The 17,562-nt window shown below is 64.6% G+C and carries 18 protein-coding genes; 8 read left to right on the top strand and 10 right to left on the bottom strand.

The annotated features are described in order from the left end of the window. Positions 1-3: 3 nt before the first annotated feature. Complete coding sequence (locus QCE64_RS33285; RefSeq protein WP_310008404.1) at positions 4-675, bottom strand: hypothetical protein; 672 nt, start codon at positions 673-675, stop codon at positions 4-6. Positions 676-904: 229 nt separating this feature from the next. Further along, entirely contained in the window at positions 905-2,200 is a 1,296-nt protein-coding gene (locus QCE64_RS33290) for an MFS family transporter (RefSeq protein ID WP_309927081.1), read from the bottom strand. Positions 2,201-2,587: 387 nt separating this feature from the next. Between QCE64_RS33290 and QCE64_RS33295 the strand changes: the two genes are divergently transcribed. Further along, a complete protein-coding gene (locus QCE64_RS33295) occupies positions 2,588-3,607 on the top strand; it encodes a DUF2891 domain-containing protein (RefSeq protein ID WP_310008406.1) in 1,020 nt (339 codons plus the stop codon). 31 nt (positions 3,608-3,638) lie between these two features. Here the strand turns inward: QCE64_RS33295 and QCE64_RS33300 are convergent, their stop codons facing one another. Further along, positions 3,639-3,959, bottom strand: coding sequence for a YnfA family protein (locus QCE64_RS33300; RefSeq protein ID WP_309935212.1), 321 nt, complete (start codon positions 3,957-3,959; stop codon positions 3,639-3,641). 90 nt (positions 3,960-4,049) lie between these two features. Between QCE64_RS33300 and QCE64_RS33305 the strand changes: the two genes are divergently transcribed. After that, complete coding sequence (locus QCE64_RS33305; RefSeq protein ID WP_310008408.1) at positions 4,050-5,435, top strand: MATE family efflux transporter; 1,386 nt, start codon at positions 4,050-4,052, stop codon at positions 5,433-5,435. A 203-nt stretch (positions 5,436-5,638) separates the two neighbouring features. On the opposite strand, the gene QCE64_RS33310 is transcribed toward QCE64_RS33305, so the two are convergent. From QCE64_RS33310 to QCE64_RS33320, 3 genes are all read right to left on the bottom strand, one after another. Continuing rightward, on the bottom strand, positions 5,639-5,965 hold the full coding sequence (locus QCE64_RS33310) for a hypothetical protein (protein ID WP_310008411.1): 327 nt from the start codon (positions 5,963-5,965) through the stop codon (positions 5,639-5,641). Between the two features lie 9 nt (positions 5,966-5,974). Then, positions 5,975-7,021 (bottom strand): ATP-binding protein, encoded by a 1,047-nt coding sequence (locus QCE64_RS33315; protein ID WP_309935216.1) that lies wholly within the window; start codon positions 7,019-7,021, stop codon positions 5,975-5,977. A 197-nt stretch (positions 7,022-7,218) separates the two neighbouring features. Then, the gene (locus QCE64_RS33320) at positions 7,219-8,289 is read right to left on the bottom strand and encodes an alpha/beta hydrolase (RefSeq protein WP_309935218.1); all 1,071 of its coding nucleotides are present in this window, start codon (positions 8,287-8,289) and stop codon (positions 7,219-7,221) included. Between the two features lie 175 nt (positions 8,290-8,464). On the opposite strand from QCE64_RS33320, the gene QCE64_RS33325 reads away from it, so the two are divergent. The 6 genes from QCE64_RS33325 to QCE64_RS33350 all read left to right on the top strand — a co-directional run bounded on the left by QCE64_RS33325 (position 8,465) and on the right by QCE64_RS33350 (position 12,535). Next, positions 8,465-9,220: a DNA/RNA non-specific endonuclease gene (locus tag QCE64_RS33325; RefSeq protein WP_310008413.1), complete on the top strand. Its 756-nt coding sequence runs from the start codon at positions 8,465-8,467 to the stop codon at positions 9,218-9,220. Continuing rightward, positions 9,213-9,473: a hypothetical protein gene (locus tag QCE64_RS33330; RefSeq protein WP_310008415.1), complete on the top strand. Its 261-nt coding sequence runs from the start codon at positions 9,213-9,215 to the stop codon at positions 9,471-9,473. The genes QCE64_RS33325 and QCE64_RS33330 overlap by 8 nt, the downstream gene beginning before the upstream one ends. A 38-nt stretch (positions 9,474-9,511) precedes the next feature. Further along, on the top strand, positions 9,512-10,027 hold the full coding sequence (locus QCE64_RS33335) for a methylated-DNA--[protein]-cysteine S-methyltransferase (RefSeq protein ID WP_309935221.1): 516 nt from the start codon (positions 9,512-9,514) through the stop codon (positions 10,025-10,027). A gap of 287 nt (positions 10,028-10,314) precedes the next feature. Next, positions 10,315-11,832 carry an ATPase domain-containing protein gene (locus QCE64_RS33340; RefSeq protein WP_309927098.1) on the top strand — a complete coding sequence of 506 codons (1,518 nt, stop codon included), beginning with the start codon at positions 10,315-10,317 and terminating at the stop codon, positions 11,830-11,832. Then, the gene (locus QCE64_RS33345) at positions 11,829-12,185 is read left to right on the top strand and encodes a response regulator (protein ID WP_309927100.1); all 357 of its coding nucleotides are present in this window, start codon (positions 11,829-11,831) and stop codon (positions 12,183-12,185) included. The genes QCE64_RS33340 and QCE64_RS33345 overlap by 4 nt, the downstream gene beginning before the upstream one ends. A gap of 95 nt (positions 12,186-12,280) precedes the next feature. Next, complete coding sequence (locus tag QCE64_RS33350) at positions 12,281-12,535, top strand: CsbD family protein (RefSeq protein ID WP_309819359.1); 255 nt, start codon at positions 12,281-12,283, stop codon at positions 12,533-12,535. 74 nt (positions 12,536-12,609) lie between these two features. Here QCE64_RS33350 and QCE64_RS33355 read toward each other — a convergent pair whose 3' ends face one another. The 4 genes from QCE64_RS33355 to frc all read right to left on the bottom strand — a co-directional run bounded on the left by QCE64_RS33355 (position 12,610) and on the right by frc (position 17,539). Continuing rightward, positions 12,610-13,104 (bottom strand): hypothetical protein, encoded by a 495-nt coding sequence (locus tag QCE64_RS33355; RefSeq protein WP_309935222.1) that lies wholly within the window; start codon positions 13,102-13,104, stop codon positions 12,610-12,612. Between the two features lie 11 nt (positions 13,105-13,115). Next, positions 13,116-13,904: a fumarylacetoacetate hydrolase family protein gene (locus QCE64_RS33360; RefSeq protein WP_309935223.1), complete on the bottom strand. Its 789-nt coding sequence runs from the start codon at positions 13,902-13,904 to the stop codon at positions 13,116-13,118. Between the two features lie 74 nt (positions 13,905-13,978). Beyond that, the gene (locus tag QCE64_RS33365; RefSeq protein ID WP_310008417.1) at positions 13,979-16,186 is read right to left on the bottom strand and encodes an acetate--CoA ligase family protein; all 2,208 of its coding nucleotides are present in this window, start codon (positions 16,184-16,186) and stop codon (positions 13,979-13,981) included. Between the two features lie 84 nt (positions 16,187-16,270). After that, positions 16,271-17,539, bottom strand: a complete 1,269-nt coding sequence (gene frc / locus QCE64_RS33370; protein ID WP_309819352.1) for a formyl-CoA transferase — start codon at positions 17,537-17,539, stop codon at positions 16,271-16,273. Between the last annotated feature and the right edge of the window lie 23 nt (positions 17,540-17,562).

Consider the following 17,562-nt stretch of genomic DNA (forward strand, 5'->3'; position numbering starts at 1 on the left):
AAATCAATCGCCCGTTTCGGGTTCGTCGGGCGCCGTGAGCAGCGTCACGAGCTTCTCGACATGCTGATGCAGCAGCTTGACGTGCTTGTCGATCTGCTCCAGGCGTCCGGTGAGATCCGCCTTGGCCGCTTCGCTCATGCGGTCAGAGGCGATCAGTTCGTCCGCTTTCGGCTGCATCGCATCGACCTGCAACAGCCCGAGCTGCCGTTCGAGGCGGCGCAGGTCCTGAGACAGCAATTCCCGATTCTTGCGGAACAGCAAGTCACGCCGGTTGTTCTCCGCCTGCTGCTGCGCGAGGTCGGCGACCCGTCGCGTTGCCTCGGTCTGGGACAGCAGGGGCTCCGGGCCGCGCAGCACCGAGCGCTTCGGTGCCGGATGCGCGGTGCCGCGGAATACGGCCATCGGGGTTTCTTCATCGAGCGCGCGCTGCACTTCCGGCGGCACTTCGGCCGGGCTGTGGCGCTCATCCATCCAGTGCGGCGGCAGACCCGCCACCAGCTCGATGCCGCGCACGAATTCCTCATTGAAGTCGCGCTGACCCGCGACGATGAGCTTCATGAACGACGGCGAGAAGTTCATCATGCGCGCGAGGCGTCCGGCGCCTCCCGGCGAGCCGACCAGCACGCTCAGATTGGCGCGCCAGACGACAAACAGCGTTTCGTCGAAATCTTCCATGAACAGGCTCCAGGCAGACCGAGGCTCGACCCCGCCATCGGTGTAGCGCGCGGAGTGCGCGCGCATGCAACTCCGGTTCCCGATTACGCTGGCGCGCTGCACATGGCGCGCCGTCACAACCCGCATCAAACACCATACTGGCGCCATCGGCAAGCCCGGCGGTGTGCGCGGCCCGTCCGGACGCGGCGCGGCTGCCACACCGTGATTCGTGGCAGCCGGCCTGCGACGCTTACGGTTCGTTGCGCAGATAGCCTTCCTTGCTCGGCTCGAGCATGCGGAAGGACACGACGAACGAGATGAAGCACATCACCGTGACATACCAGAAGAAAGCGGATTCGTTGCCCGCCGACTTGAGCCACAACGCAACGTATTCCGCCGAGCCGCCGAAGATCGCATTCGCGACCGCATACGAAAGGCCCACGCCCAGCGCACGCACTTCCGGCGGGAACATCTCCGCCTTGATGAGACCGCTGATCGACGTATAGAAGCTCACGATCGCCAGCGCCACCACCACCAGCACGAAGGCCATCACCGGACTCGTGACGCCCGACAGCGCATGCAGCAGCGGCACGGTGCCGAGCGTGGCGAGGCCGCCGAACCAGAGCATCGAGGTGCGCCGGCCGATCCGGTCCGACAGCGCGCCGAACACCGGCTGCAACAACATGTAGACCAGCAGCGCGGCGGTCATCACGTTGCTGGCCGTCTTCGCATGCATGCCGGCCGTGTTGACCAGGTACTTCTGCATGTAGGTCGTGAACGTGTAGAAAATCAGCGAGCCGCCCGCCGTGAAGCCCACCACGGTCATGAACGCGGCCTTGTGCTGCATCAGGCCGGCCAGCGTGCCGGCTTCCTTGCGATCCCGCGTTTCGGCGGTCGAGGTTTCATCGAGCGAACGGCGCAGGTACAGGGAAATCAGCGCCGCGCACGCACCGATGAAGAACGGAATGCGCCAGCCCCAGGCCTTGAGTTCGTCGGTCGAGAGGAAGAACTGCAGCACCACGAGCACCAGCAGCGCCCCGAGCTGGCCGCCGATCAGCGTCACATACTGGAACGACGCGAAGAAGCCGCGCCGGCCGCGCAGGGCCACTTCACTCATGTAGGTGGCGCTGGTGCCGTACTCGCCGCCCACCGACAGGCCCTGGAACAGCCGGGCGATCAGCAGCAGGAACGGCGCCCACGCGCCGATGCTCGCGTAGGTCGGCAGGAAGGTGATGACGAGCGAACCGCCGCACATCATCAGGACCGAGATCATCATGGCGTTGCGGCGGCCATGCTTGTCGGCGATACGGCCGAACATCCAGCCGCCGATGGGACGCATCAGGAAGCCCGCCGCGAACACGCCTGCGGTGTTGAGCAGCTGCACGGTCGGATTGCCGCCGGGGAAGAACGCCGCCGAGAAGTACAGCGCGAGGAACGAGTAGATATAGAAGTCGAACCACTCGACGAGGTTGCCCGACGAAGCGCCGACGATCGCAAAAACGCGGCGCCGCGTGTCCTCCGCGGTGTAGGCAGGAAAGTCATTCATGTCGTGTCTTGATCTCTTGGTCGTTGTGCAAATGACGCGTCCCGGGGCTCGTGACCCCGGTGCGGAATGCTCCTGGCGGCATTCGGGCGCCAGTTTATACGACGATCCGCGCGGCGGCGCGTGCCGGACAGGCGGGCAAACGCCCATTGCGGGCGGGTCGGGCGGCGGGTTTGGGCGCTTCGCATGACCCGCACGACAGCTCCGGAAAGTCCCCCCAGGCTTGTGGCAAAGGCATTCGCGCGGCTTGCAGAAGTTTGATTCGCGGCTTTCAGGCAATGACCCGACCGCGTCCCACATGTCGACTTAGGTAATTACCCTTATCCGAGACTTTATCCATCATTTATCGATAAAGTCTCGGAATCCAGAGACAGCCCACGTGAGGTCCGCATGAATCCACACGCTCCGATCCTCGACGCCGCGCTGGCGTCGAAATTCGCCCAGGTCGCGCTTGGCCACCTGACCCGCGAGTATCCCAACAAGCTCGATCACGTCATGGCCGACGCCGCCGACGTGCAAAGTCCGCGCGCGCTGCATCCGATCTTCTACGGCAGCTTCGACTGGCATTCCTGCGTGCACGGCTACTGGCTGATCGCGCGGCTGCTCGAGCGCTTTCCCGATCTGCCCGAGGCGCCGCGCATTCGCGCCGTGATCGACGAACATTTCACTGAGGCGAACGTCGCGGCTGAGGTCGCCTATCTGCGGCGCCCCGCTGCGCGCGGCTTCGAGCGGCCCTACGGCTGGGCGTGGCTGCTCGCGCTCGCGGGCCAGCTGCGTTCGATGACTTCCGACGATGGCCGGCGCTGGGCCCGGACGCTGCAACCGCTCGCCGATGCGTTCGTCGCGCGCTTTACGGAGTTCCTGCCGAAATCGACCTATCCGCTCAGGGTCGGCACGCACTTCAACATGGCGTTCGCGCTGACGCTCTCGCTGGGCTATGCACGCGTGGCACAGGACGCGGACTTCGAACGTTTGCTCAACGCGACCGCGCTGCGCTGGTTCGAGAAGGACGTAGCCTGCCAGGCATGGGAACCCGCCGGCGACGAATTCCTCTCACCCTCGCTGATGGAAGCCGTGCTGATGCGGCATGTGCTGACGGACGGGCACTTCGTCGGTTGGTTCGACGGCTTTCTGCCGCACATCGCGGCGCGCGAGCCCGCGACGCTGTTTACGCCGGCTACCGTCACGGACCGGAGCGACGGCAAGCTCGCGCATCTCGACGGCCTGAATCTGAGCCGTGCGTGGTGCCAGCGGACCATCGCACGCGCCTTGCCTGCCGGCGATGCGCGCATCGCCGTGCTTGATGCGAGCGCGGACGAGCATCTTGCGTCGGGGATTGCGCATGTCGCGGGGGACTATATGGGCGAGCACTGGCTCGCTACGTTTGCGCTGCTGGCGCTCGAGGCCTGAGCGGGTTGACTTGTTCCGGGCGCGTCACGGTTCAAACGCGCGGCTGGAATGCGATCACGCTCATGCCCGCGAGCGCGATCGCCGCGCCCGCGAGATCCCACGCGGTGGGCCGGATGCGATCGACGGCCCATAGCCACATGATCGCCACGCCGATGTAGACACCGCCGTACGCCGCATACACGCGTCCCGCCGCTGCGGCGTGCAGCGTCAGCAGCCACGCGAACAACGCCAGCGACAGCGCGCCAGGCATGAGCAGCCAGGGCGAGCCGCCCTGCTTGAGCCATCGATACGGGAAGTAGCAGCCGGCGATCTCGGCGACCGCCGTGATGACATAGAGCGCGAAGGTTTTCATGACGCGCATTATCGGTGCTGAAGCAAGGTTGCGTCGCGGGCTTGCGCTCCGGACAATGACGCCTTCCCCACGAATCCACGAAACGCGCGCATGAACGCGCGTTCGACCGCTGTGCAGACAACTTCGCAAGATCCACCCGGCAAGCCGGCCGCGTTGCCCGTGCATTGGCACAGACGCGTGCTGACGCTGGCGTTTCCCATCGTCCTCGCGAATCTGACGCAACCGATCCTTGGCGCTGTCGATACGGCCGTCGCCGGTCATCTCGACGGGCCGCAGTATCTTGGCGGCGTCGCGCTCGGCGGGCTGGTGTTCAGTTTCGTCTTCTGGGGTTTCGGCTTCCTGCGCATGGGCACGACAGGTTTGGTCGCGCAGGCCTTCGGCGCGCACGATGACGCGGCCCTGCGCGCCAGCGTCCTGCGCGCGATGTTGCTGGCGTTCGCGGTCGGCATGGCGGTGCTCGCGTTGCAGCTGCCGGTCATCCGCTATGCGCTCGCGGCGCTGGGTGGCAGTGCGGCGGTCCAGGACACAGCGAGCGCCTACAGTCACGCGCGCATCTGGGCCGCGCCGTTCGCGCTCGGCAACTACGTCGTGCTCGGCGCGCTGCTCGGCTGTCAGCGAGTGCGGCTCGCGCTCGTGACGCAGATCTTCATCAATCTGGTGAACATCGTTGCCGTGCTGCTGTTCGTGTATCGCTTCGGCTGGGGCATCGCGGGCATCGGCGCGGCCACGGCATTCGCCGACTTCTGCGGCTTCGTGCTCGGTGTCGCGATCCTGTGGCGCCTGCGTCCGCGCGGGCTCGAAGCGCCCGCCTGGGGCATGCTGCTCGACGGGCATGCGTTGCAGCGGCTGGTGGCGATCAATCGGGACATCTTCGTTCGCACGATCTGCCTGCTGGGTTCTTACGCGTGGTTCGCGCATCTCGGCGCGCGGCAGGGCGATGCGGTGCTCGCGGCCAACGCCGTGCTGCTGAATTTTCAGACCTTCATGGCGTTCGGCCTCGATGGCTTCGCGCATGCCGCGGAGGCGCTCGTCGGCGCGGCGGCGGGGGCGCGTGACCGGCATGCGTTTCGTCAGGCCGTGAAGGTCACGATGTTGTGGTCGGTCATCGGCGCGGCGGGATTTTCGGTCGTGTATGCGCTAGGCGGGGAGTGGATCATAGGCAGGCTGACGGATCAGGCCGTCGTGCATGCGGCCGCCGTGCGTTATCTGCCGTGGGCGGCGGTGCTGCCGGTGGTATCGGTGGCGGGGTTTCTGCTCGATGGCGTGTTCATCGGTGCTACTCGGACGCGGGAACTCATGCAGGCGATGGCGGTGTCGCTCGGGGTGTTCCTGCTCGCCGCGTGGGGGCTGGCAGGGACGCTGGGAAATCACGGGTTGTGGCTCGCGCTTGCTATCTTCATGGTCGCGCGAGGGGTCACGTTGGCAGTGCAGGTGCCGGGGGTGGAGCGGAGAGTGGGCGGGGCCGCGCCGGATTGAACGCGCTGTTCGGAATGACGGCAACGAGGCTTCCAACCTCTCCCGAAACGGCTAGGTTACCGTCCAGTTCAAACCCCGCAAATTGCTCTTGGATACGACCTTCGGATGGGCATCGACTGCGCGCAGCAAGCGACGCAGTTTCTGCTGGATATCGGCGGGATCCACGACAGGACGGTGGTTCTGCGGTTGTTCGAGATGGGCAATCACGCTGAGCGAGTCACACGCCAGGATAGCTGACGCCAGTTGCCGTTCCGAATCGACATTGGCACGAAGCTTTGCCGGAAGCATGGCAGCCAAAGTGTGCAGTACCTTGCTTGCGATTGCTTCAGGCAGGTGAGAGGGCTTCTCCGTATCCGGATGCCGATGAAGAACGCCACATTCGTTTCGGTTATCGCCAACACATCGATGGCCTTGATGCCCTCTCCTTGCCTGGCGAAACTCGAACGGTAGAACGACCACTCGTCATACTTGCTGACCTGCCACGTTTGCGGAAAAGTAAATGTCAAACCATCGACGTTCAAAGTCGGCATGCATGATCCCTACAACGCCAGATATCGATCTGATTGCTGCAAACTCTCTTCCAGCGCCGTGATGTCGCCGATGTCATCGAGCGATGTCCCTTGCACGACCTCGACGCCTTCCGCCCGCGATTGCAAACCGAAGTAGCGAGCGTCCAAAGCAGGCTGTTGCTTGTCTGCCAGAAGGATTTCGAGTTCGCGCAGCAGGAACAGGCTGTGAGTCGCAATGAAGACCTGGATGCCGTTTGCGCTCAGTGCCACGATCGTGCGCGCCACCTGTTTGATCAAGCGCGGATTCAGGTTGGCTTCCGGCTCATCCCAGTACAGATAACCCTGATCGAGCAAAGCGCCTGTAGCAATCAGACGTGCCAGCATGCCCAACTTGCGCAGGCCCTCGGCGACCAGCGGCATTTCCATGCGCCCATTGGGCGTGCGCAGATAGAAGCGCCCGTTCTTGTCGAGTTCGATGGAGCCGTCCATTGCTTTTTCGAGCGGATCAAGCAGGCGTTGTATTTGCGTTTCCTTCGGACCTCGCTGCAACAACGCGCCCAGCAAGACGCAGGTATCAAACCATGTTTCCTCGAATTCCAGATAGTGGTTTTGATAGACCGAAACGAAATTCGGATAAATCGTCAGCAATTCCCGCGTCGGCAGATAGATGGGAGCAGTGCCCAGCCAGTGCTTCGGCAGTTGGGTGACGCTGACTTCCGATTTGCTGTTCGTCGCGAAACCAAAGTCGATGTCCAGCCCGGTATCGGCAAAACTCATTTGGACATCGCAACGTTCCCTACCTTGCTTCCGGCGCGTCAGCCGGCCGAGCGACTCTGGACGAAACACGTTGACCAGTTTGTCGGCCAGACGCGTCTGCAGGATGGTCTTGGTGGGCGCCGATGCCGCTTGCCCCTTGATGCCCTCCTGCCAGCTGGCCGCGAGCACTGAATACGCCAGCTTCAGGAGATGCGTTTTGCCCGCACCGTTCTCGCCGACAAACACATTGAGATGCTTCCCGAACTCCAGATCGGCCTGAGGCAGTACTGTGAAATTTTGAATTTTCAGTCGTTTCAGCATGAACGGTCTCGCATGGATCCGGGCACGGTTGATCCATCACCGGCACGGGACGGCCCGCAGTCGGTCCGCAAAGGCTTCGTCAGCCAACGTTGAAGCGGACGGGTACGTCAGGACTCAGGCCGCATTGTATCTGCGGCAGTCAGAGCCAATATGACTGAGGGAGCCTACTCCACGCAACACGCGAACCCTGTTCACGCTTAGCGATGAGACAGTTTCCCAGCCAACCCCTCCAGCAACGCCCGATGAAACCCCTCCGGATCCTGCATCTGCGGCGCGTGCCCGGCATCCGGGAACTCGACAAGTGTGGCATTCGGAATCCGCTCCTTCGCGAGCTTCGCCAGTTCCGGATACCGCCCCAGCGTCGGCCGCACCTCCGCAGGCGCGAACTCCTTGCCAATCGCCGTCGTGTCCTTGTCGCCGATCATCAGCAGCGTCGGCGTCTTCAGCTTGTCGAACTCATACACCACCGGCTGCGTATAAATCATGTCGTACAGCAGCGCCGAATTCCACGCGACAATCTCCTTCCCCGGCCCGCGATACATCCCCGCGAGCATCTGCACCCACGGCTCGTAGGCATCGCGCCATTGCCCCGCGTAATACGTGTTCTGCTCATAGCGGCGAATGCCATCGGCGCTCGTCTTGAGCTCACGCGCATACCACTCGTCGATGGACACCGACGGCACGCCCTTCGCCTTCCAGTCCTCGAGCCCGATCGGATTGACCAGCACGAGCTGCTCCGTCTCCTGCGGATACATGAGCGCATAGCGCACCGCGAGCATGCCGCCGGTCGAATGCGCGATGAGCGTCGCACGCGGCACGCCGAGCGCGGTCAGCAACGCATGCGTATTGCGTGCGAGCTGCTGGAAGCTGTACTGGTAACGCTCGGGCTTGGTGGACTTGCAGAAGCCGATCTGATCCGGCGCGATCACGCGATAACCCGCACCCGTCAGCACGTCGATGGTCTGCTTCCAGGTCGCCGAGCAGAAGTTCTTCCCATGCAGGAGCACCGCGGTGCGGCCGTTCGGATGCGGCGGATGCACGTCCATATAAGCCATGCGCACCACCTGCCGCTGCGACGTGAACGCGAAGCGCGCCACCGGATACGGATAATCGAAGCCTTGCAGTTCCGGACCGTAGGCCGGGCCGTCGCTACTGCCGGACGGCGGGACCGGCGTTTCATCGGCATGGGCGTGAACAGGAACGACGCACGACAGCGCGGCACACGCCATGAACGACACCAACACAGAGCGGAAGACGGACGAATTCATGTTCGCGGGATGACCTGATGACCTGACGGGTTGATTTCGAATTTCGAGGCCGACGCATTCTAGCGCGCCACTCCGGCGCACGCCGGATGCACCCCGCGCAGCGCGTCCTGCGCTTATACTTTGCGGCCCGCTTTCCGCACCCGTCCGCGGTGCATCAACCCGGCACACTACCCGCATGCAATTCCGCTTCAAGGCACTCGCCGCCGCGCTCGGCCTCGTGTGCATCAGCGCCGCCGCGAGCGACTGTCCGCAGTTCAGTCCCGGCGGGCGCGAGCCCGTCGTCGTCAACGCGAAGATGCGCGCGGCGACCCAGGAAGTCTGCTACACCGATTTTGCGCTGCTCCACTCCGGGGTCACGCACGGACCGCTGTGGTCGGCAGAACATCTGACGGCGCAAGGCATCGACCAGGCGAAGAACAACACGCGCACCAACCGCTTCTTCGTCGAGAAACGTCTGCCGCCCGGCGCCAGCGCGCAACTCTCCGACTACAAGAAAAGCGGCTTCGATCGCGGCCACATGAGCCCGGCCGGCGACCGCGCCAGCAAGAAAGGCATGGCCGAGTCCTTCTCGCTCGCCAACATCGTGCCGCAGGACCCGTCGAACAACCGGCGCATCTGGGCGCGCATCGAGGAAGCCGTGCGCCGCCTGACCGAGCAATCCGGCGAAGCCTTCGTGGTCACCGGGCCGCTGTTCTCGGGACGCCAGTTGCAGACGATCGGCGAATCACGCGTCATCGTGCCGACGCAACTCTACAAGGTGGTCTATCTGCCGCAGCGGCAGATCGCCTACGCGGTCCTGGTGGACAATGCCTCCACCGAGACCTACACGATGAAAACCGTCCGCGAGCTCGAAGCCATGAGCGGCCTCGCGTTTCCCGGCATCCCGGACGGCCTGAAAGACAAGCGAATCGGAGGACTGAAAGGTGTTTAAGCCATTTGCGAACGATACCGACGCCCTGAACATCGCCGGCGATGCCATCAACATCGTCAACGACACCACCCGCGTCACCGTCAGCGGTGACCTGACCATCACGCGCGACAAGGCCGGTCTCGCCAACGCGCTCGCGCTCTACAAGGCGCTGGGCGCCATCGTCGCGACGCTGCAAGGCGACGCATCCTTGCCCGCGAAACTTCAAGACGAGCCGGACAAGCCCGCCGGCAAGACCGACAATCCGTTCATCTGAGCCCCAGGCGCCGGAAGCATGCGGCGCGGAGAACCGAAGTGATCGAATGTCATGTCGGCCCGAGTCCGCTCGGGCACATCCTCTACCGCGCGGAGCACGACGCACTGACGGGCCTGTTCTTCATCGGGCAAAAGCACTTTCCCGCCCATGTGCAAGAGCAAACGCTGTCCGACTCCCCGCCGGTCTCGCGCGCCATCGCGGCAGCCCAGGAACAGATCGCCGACTATTTCGCAGGCCAGCGGGCCAGCTTCGACGTGCCGATACGGCTCGGCGGCACCGAATTCCAGCGGCGCGTCTGGGAACTGCTCCAGCAAATTCCCTTCGGCGACGCCTGGACCTACGGCGATCTCGCCCGCCGGCTCGGCCTGCCGCCCGGCGCCGCGCGCGCGGTCGGCGGGGCGAACGGCCGCAATCCCGTCGCGATCATCGTGCCGTGCCATCGCGTGATCGGCGGCGACGGGGAATTGACCGGCTATGCCGGCGGCGTCGAACGCAAGCGCCATCTGCTCACGCTCGAAGGCGGACCGGGACGCGAGCAGCTCGCGCTGTTCTGAACCAATCGCAGCCAGGTCCGAAACCCATGCCTTGCATCGAGCCATGCACTTCGGACATCGGGCGCGGAAAATGCGGCACACGACCATCCCTGTCCGGGACATTCTCGCGCGCTGGCTGCGTCAGCACGGTGGGCGAATTGCCCGCGACGCCCGCAAGTCCGCGCCACAGCAGGATCGTCGCGCAGATGCGAGCGACGCGCGTGTCCTGGCCAGCGGACATTTCCGCGACAAGAGTCAGCCATAATCGCGTTCGCCCAACGCCGATGCCCAAGTAAAAACGACACTCCATGACTCAAGACGACCACCAGCCCGCCGACTCCTCCGCACCCGCACCCGAATCCGACCGCAACGGCAACGTCACGACCGGCGTTACGGGGCTGGACGATATCCTTGGTGGCGGGCTCGTCGAAGGCGGCCTGTACCTGATCGAAGGGATGGCCGGCGCAGGCAAGACGATCCTGTCGTCGCAGATCGGCTTTCACCGGGTCGCGCAGGGCGACATGGTGCTGTACATCACGCTGATCGCCGAGTCGCACACCAAGCTGCTGTCGCATCTGAAGCCGCTGTCGTTCTACGACGCCAACGCGATCTCCGACCGCATGCTGTTCGTTTCCGGCTATCACGAGCTGATGCGCGACGGCCTGTCCGGCTTCCTGTCGCTGATCGCCGCAACGATCAAGACCAGCCGGCCGCGCTTCATGGTGATCGACGGTTTCCGCAGCGCCCGCGAGTTCAGCTCGACGGAGCTCGAACTGTCGCAGTTCATACACGAGTTGTCCGCCTTCGTCAGCGCCGCGCGCTGCACCACGCTGATTCTCGCGCCGCTCTCCGGCAACGAGCCGCATCCCGAACACACGCTGGTGGACGGTCTCATCGAACTGAACCGCTACAACACCGGCATGCGGCGCGCGCGCGAGATCGAGGTGCACAAGCTGCGCGCCCGCGATCATCTGCTCGGCAAGCACTTCTTCAAGATCACGGACCAGGGCCTCGTGACGTTCCCGCGCATCGAGGCGACCGCCGCCGAAGACGGCGACATCCCGGACTTCACGAGCCGGCTCAGCTTTGCCTTCCCCGACTTCGACCAGATGCTCGGCGGCGGCGTGGTGCGCGGGTCGACCACGACGCTCGTCGGTCCTTCGGGGGTCGGCAAGACGCTGATGTCGCTCAAGTTCCTGCAATCGGGCATCGAGCGTGGCGAGCGCTGCGTCTACTTCGGCTTCTATGAATCGCCGTCGCGGCTGATCGCCAAGGCGCGCGCGGTCGGTGTCGATCTCGAGCCCGCCTTGCAGGACGGCCGGCTCACGATCCACTGGCATCCGGCCGTGGAACTGGCCATCGACGAACTCGCCAACGAGTTGCTGAGCGCCGTGAAGAACGCCAAGGCATCGCGCCTCGTGGTGGACGGCATCGACGGTTTTCATCAGTCGGCCAACCGCGTGGAGCGCTTCGGGCTGTTCCTGAACGCGTTGTCGCACCGCCTGCGCGAAGCCGGTGTCACCACGGTCCTGACCGAGGAAATGCCGCTCTACGGCGAGGCAAGGCAGCCGTCCACGCTGCGCGCCTCCGCGATGACCGAGAACATCGTGCTGCTGCGTTACATCGAGGCGAATTCGTCGCTGTACCGCATGGTGTCGATCATCAAGCAGCGCGAAGGCGCGCACGATTCCGCCATTCGCAGGCTCACCATCGACGCACGCGGCCTGCACATCAGCGACGGCTTCATCGGCCCGACAGGTCTCCTGTCCGGTCATCCTTCGGCCGGGCCCGCGCTCTCCGTGTCCGATCCCGGCGCGCGGTCATGAAAAAGATCCTCGTCGTCGACGACGAATTCGACATCCTCACCACGTGGCGGCTCGTGCTCGAAATGGAGGGCTACGAGGTGTCGACCGCGTCGAACGGACGCACGGCGCTCGATGCCGCGCGCTCCAGCGCGCCCGCACTCATCATCACCGACTGGATGATGCCGCACATGGACGGCGTCGAGTTCATCAACGCGCTCGCCGCCAGCGACGGCCTGGCCCACGTGCCCGTCATCCTCATGAGCGCGGCGGCCCACGCGCCCCAGATCGAACATCCGCACGCGCAGTTCCGCCGCAAGCCGTTTTCCATCGACGACCTGCTCGACACGGTCCGGGGGCTCATCGGTCCGGCGTGACGACGCTGGGCACGAACCGTGCTGCTGACATGCGTTCCCTCGTTGCGGAATGCACGAGGGTTTTCTTGGAACCGCTCAACCGAAATGGAGGCACCATGGTGCAGGATCAGGTAGAAGGCGCGGCGCAAAAGGTCGCCGGCAAGGTGCAGGACGCGGTCGGCGCGCTGACGGGCGATGAACAGTTGCAGGCCGAAGGCAAGGTGCGTCAGGCCTTCGGCAATCTTCAGGAAAGCTACGGGCAGACGGTGGACCACGTGCGCGTGGCCGTCGCCAGCCAGCCCATTCAGGGCGTGCTGATTGCCGCCGCCGTGGGCTTCGTGCTCGGCGCGTTGTGGAATCGCGATCGCTGATGCGTTCGGCGCGCTCGCCCCGCGCCGAAGAGATGGACCCGCAAGCCGGTGCCTCGTTGCACCGGCTTCGTTTTTTACGGCGCCTCGCGCGCGAAGCCTGCAAACGACACAGCCCGCGCGCAACCGATGCCGAGCACGGCGCAGGCGCTCGCGAGCACGCCGTGCGTACCGTCGATGGTCAATGCCGTGGCGAGTCCCGCCGCCGCCAGCGCGCTCAACAGGCTCGCCACGGGTACGCCGAACGCGAGCGCCAGATGCGCGCCGATCAGCATGAGCATCGCGACGGCCATCAGCACCGCGAGCCCGCCCGGCTGCGCGCCGAGCGCATAAGCGAGCGCCGCGCAGACGCCGGCCATCGCGAGATGCAGCGACCCGCGCCAGCGCGTCCAGTCCTGCACACGAAAGCACGCCGCGAGTGCCGAGCCGACGGCGCCAATTACAAGCGCATCACCGGGCCATTGCGCGGCGACGAAAGCGAGCGTGACCAGCACGCTTTGCAGCGAGACCTGCGGCCGCCGCCAGCCGATGACCGCCAGCACGAGCAACCCTGCGCCCGGAAGATCCGACATGCCGCGCTCCCTCAGGCCGCCAGCACGTTCGACAACGTGCCGATGCCCGCAATCGACACCTCCACGCGCGCACCGTCCTTGATCGAGCCGACGCCGATCGACGTGCCGCACGCGATGACATCGCCCGGCACGAGGGTCATGTCCTGCGACAACAGGCTCACCTGCTCGGCGGGCGAAAAGATCATGTCGTCGAGCGGATAGTTCTGCCGTTCGACGCCTTCGAGCGTCGTCACCACGTTCGCGGTGCGCCAGTCGAAGCCGTTGCCCGGCGTGACGATCGCGGGACCGAGACAGGTGAACGTGTCGAAGCCTTTCGAGCGGCACCATTGCGCGAAGTTGGGATCTTCCTGAAGCAATTCGATGGCCGTCACGTCGTTCACGCAGGTATAGCCGAAGATCGCCGCCTCGGCCTCCTCCACCGATGCCCCGCTCACCGTCCTGCCGATCACGATGCCCAGCTCGCCTTCATACGCGATCTTGCCGTGATAGCTGCGCGGCCGACGGATCGACTCGTGCGGCCCGATGACCGACATCGGCGGCTTGATGAGAAACAGCGGATGCTGCGGCGGCGCCTTGTCGAGCTTGCGCGACAGCGCGTAATAGTTGTTCCACAGCGCGATCACCTTGCTCGGCTGGCACGGCGCGAGCAGCGCGAGATCATCGACGGCCCAGGTGATGTCGGTGGGGCGCGGCGCGTCGAACATCGCACCGTCATGCTGCACCACGCGGCCCGAATGCGGGTCGAGCATGCCGAAGCCGATGCGATCGTCGGCGTCGCGGAAACGAATCCAGTGTGTCATCTCTGTCTCCCTTTGGAAAAAAAGGAGCGCGGGCATGCGTGGCCCGCGCTCTCTCGTCCCCTCCTCCATGCTCTTCAGATCAGACCCGCGCCGCGCGCCCACTTGTACTTCGCGCCGAGCACCGCGACGGGCAGCTCGGTGGAATACGCATAGGCCGGCACGCCGTGCTGGTACAGGTACTCGGCGGCTTCCTCGACCTGCACGTCGCCCGCAAGCGACGCGACGATCGGCTTCTCGATGCCGCGCGCCTTCATCTCCTCCTTCACCTCGATGACCAGCTTCGCGAAGACCATCGGCGGCGTGATGATGGTGTGCCAGTAGCCGAGGATGATCGAATGGATGCGCTCGTCTTCCAGGCCGAGGCGGATCGTGTTCTGGTAGGTCGCCGGAGGCTCGCCGCCGGTGATGTCGACCGGATTGCCCGCCGCGCCGAACGGCGGAATGAACTTGCGGAAGGCGGCGTCGAGATCGTCGGGCATGGTCATCAGCGAGAGACCGTTGTCGACGCACGCATCCGACAACAGCACACCCGAGCCGCCCGCGCCGGTGATGATGACCGTGTTCTCGCCCTTGGGCGTCGGCAGCTTCGGAATGCCGCGCGCGAATTCGAGCAGGTCGCGCAGCGAACGCGCGCGGATCACGCCGCATTGCGCGAACACGTCTTCGTAGATCTTGTCGTTGCCCGCGAGCGCGCCAGTGTGCGAACTCGCCGCGCGCGCGCCGAGGCTCGTGCGGCCAGCCTTCAGCACCACCACCGGCTTCTTCTTCGACACGCGCCGCGCGGCTTCGGCGAAGGACCGTCCGTCTTTCAGATCCTCGCAATGCTGCGCGATGATCTCGGTGTTGTCGTCCTGCTCGAAGAAGGTGAGCAGATCGTCTTCGTCGATGTCGCTCTTGTTGCCGAGCCCGACGATCGCACTCACGCCCATCTTCGCCGAGCGCGAGAAGCCGATGATCGCCATGCCGATGCCGCCCGACTGCGACGACAGCGCCGCCTTGCCCTTCACGTCATAGGGCGTGCAGAAGGTCGCGCAGAGGTTCTTGGGCGTGTAGTAGAAGCCGTAGATGTTCGGGCCCATCATGCGGATGTCGTACTGGCGCGCGATTTTGACGATCTCTTCCTGCCCTTCGTGATTGCCGGTCTCCGCGAAGCCCGACGGAATCAGCACGGCGCCCGGAATCTGCTTCTCGCCCACTTCCACCAGCGCCTGCGCGACGAACTTCGCGGGAATCGCGAACACGGCGACATCGATCACGCCGGGCACGTCCTTCACGCTGCGGTACGCCTTGCGGCCCATGATCTCGTCGGCTTTCGGATGGATCGGGTAGATGGCGCCCTGATAGCCGCCGTTGATCAGGTTCTTCATCACCGAGTTGCCGATCTTGCCGTCCTCGTTCGACGCGCCGATCACCGCGACCGCATCCGGCTTCATGATGCGGTTCATCTGCGTGACGATCTGTTCCTGCGTGGGACGGTAACGCGGCGCGGCGGGCTCGAAGTCCATCACGATGCGCACGTCCGCCGCGACCGCACCGCTCGGGCTCGCGAACACCGGATTCAGGTCCATTTCCGAGATCTGCGGGAAGTCGTCGACGAGTTGCGAGACGCGCTGGATCAAGGTGACGAGCGCCTCGCGCTGCACCGGCTCCGCGCCGCGCACGCCGCGCAGGACATCGGCGGCCTGGATGCCGTCGAGCATCGATGCGGCTTCTTCATGCGTGACCGGCGCGAGGCGGAACGTGACGTCCTTCAGCACTTCGACCAGCACGCCGCCGAGGCCAAACGCGATCAGCTTGCCGAAGGACGGATCCGTCACCGCACCGATGATCACTTCCTGCCCCGCGCCGACCATCTGCTGGACCTGCACGCCGATGAGCGTCGCGTCGTTCGCGTACTTGCGTGCGTTCGAAATGATCGTGTCGAAGCCGGCTTTTGCTTCGGCCTCGTTCTTCACGCCGACCAGCACGCCGCCCGCCTCGGTCTTGTGGAGAATCTCCGGCGATACGATCTTGAACACCACCGGAAAGCCGATGAACGATGCGAGCTTCGCCGCATCGTCCGCGGACTTTGCCACGCCTTCCTGCGGCACGGCGATACCGTATGCATCGCAGACGAGCTTCCCTTCGGGCGCCGTGAGCGAGGTGCGGCCTTCGGCCTTCACGCGCTCGAACACTTCGGCGACGCGGCGTTTCGCATCGGGCGCATGGAGCGGCGCGACGTAGGGCTTCTGCGAAGAAGAATGAGCTGCTGCGCTGGGTTCGTGGACCACCGTGCTGTTCATGTCGAGTGTCTCCGTTTTTTCTGGGCGTGCAGGGGCCTGCGCCACCTTCTTTCGAAGGCGGGCGTCATTGCAGTTGAAAGGAGTTCAGATCGCGCCGAGGCTCTTCAGCGTGGCGATCTGGTCAGGCGTGTAGCCGAGTTCGGCCATGACTTCGTCGGTATGTTCGCCGAGCAGCGGCGAGCGCACGACTTCGGTCGGGCTGTCCGAGAGCTTGATCGGGTTGCCGACCGTGAGGTACTTGCCGCGCACCGGATGATCCACTTCCACCACGGTGCCGGTCTTGCGCAACGACGGCTCTTCGGCGATTTCCTTCATCGAGAGGATCGGGCCGCAGGGAATGTCGTGCTTGTTGAGAATTTCCATGGCCTGGAACTTGGTCTTCGACATGGTCCAGCGCTCGATCTCGTCGAAGATATCCTTCAGGTGCGGCAAGCGTGCATTGGGTGTCTTGTAGTCCGGATGATCGATCCATTCCTCGCGGCCGATCACCTTGCAGATCTCCCCCCACACCGGCGCCTGCGTGATGAAGTAGATGTACGCGTTCGGATCCGTCTCCCAGCCCTTGCACTTCAAAATCCAGCCCGGCTGGCCGCCGCCCGATGCATTGCCCGCGCGCGGCACCGCCTCGCCGAAGCTGCCGTTCGGATACTGCGGATATTCCTTCATGACGCCCGTGCGTTCGAGCCGTTGCTGATCGCGCAGCTTCACGCGGCAGAGGTTCAGCACGCCGTCCTGCATCGCGGCGAGCACGCGCTGGCCGCGCCCGCTCGTGTTGCGCTGATACAGCGCCGTGACGATGCCGAGCGCCAGATGCAGCCCCGTGCCCGAATCGCCGATCTGCGCGCCGGTGACGGTGGGCGGGCCGTCGTCGAAACCGGTGGTCGAGGCCGCGCCGCCCGCGCATTGCGCGACGTTCTCGTAGACCTTGCAGTCTTCATACGGTCCCGGTCCGAAGCCTTTCACCGACGCCACGATCATGCGCGGATTCAGTTCCTGGATACGCTCCCACGTGAAGCCCATGCGGTCGAGCGCGCCCGGCGCGAAGTTCTCGACCAGCACGTCGCATTGCTTGACGAGCGTCTCCAGCACCTTCTTGCCTTCGGGATTCTTCGTGTCGATGGTGATCGAACGCTTGTTGTGGTTCAGCATCGTGAAGTAGAGGCTGTCGGCGTCGGGGATGTCGCGCAATTGCTCGCGCGTGATGTCGCCGGCGCCCGCGCGCTCCACCTTGATGACGTCCGCGCCGAACCACGCGAGCAGCTGCGTGCAGGTCGGTCCCGACTGGACGTGCGTGAAGTCGAGAATCTTCACGCCGTCCAGCGCCTTGCCCGATGTGTTCACTTTCACCGTCATGGCTTGTCTCCGAAACTCAATCG

It is taken from the genome of Caballeronia sp. LZ043 (genome assembly GCF_031451075.1).
Classification (GTDB): domain Bacteria; phylum Pseudomonadota; class Gammaproteobacteria; order Burkholderiales; family Burkholderiaceae; genus Caballeronia.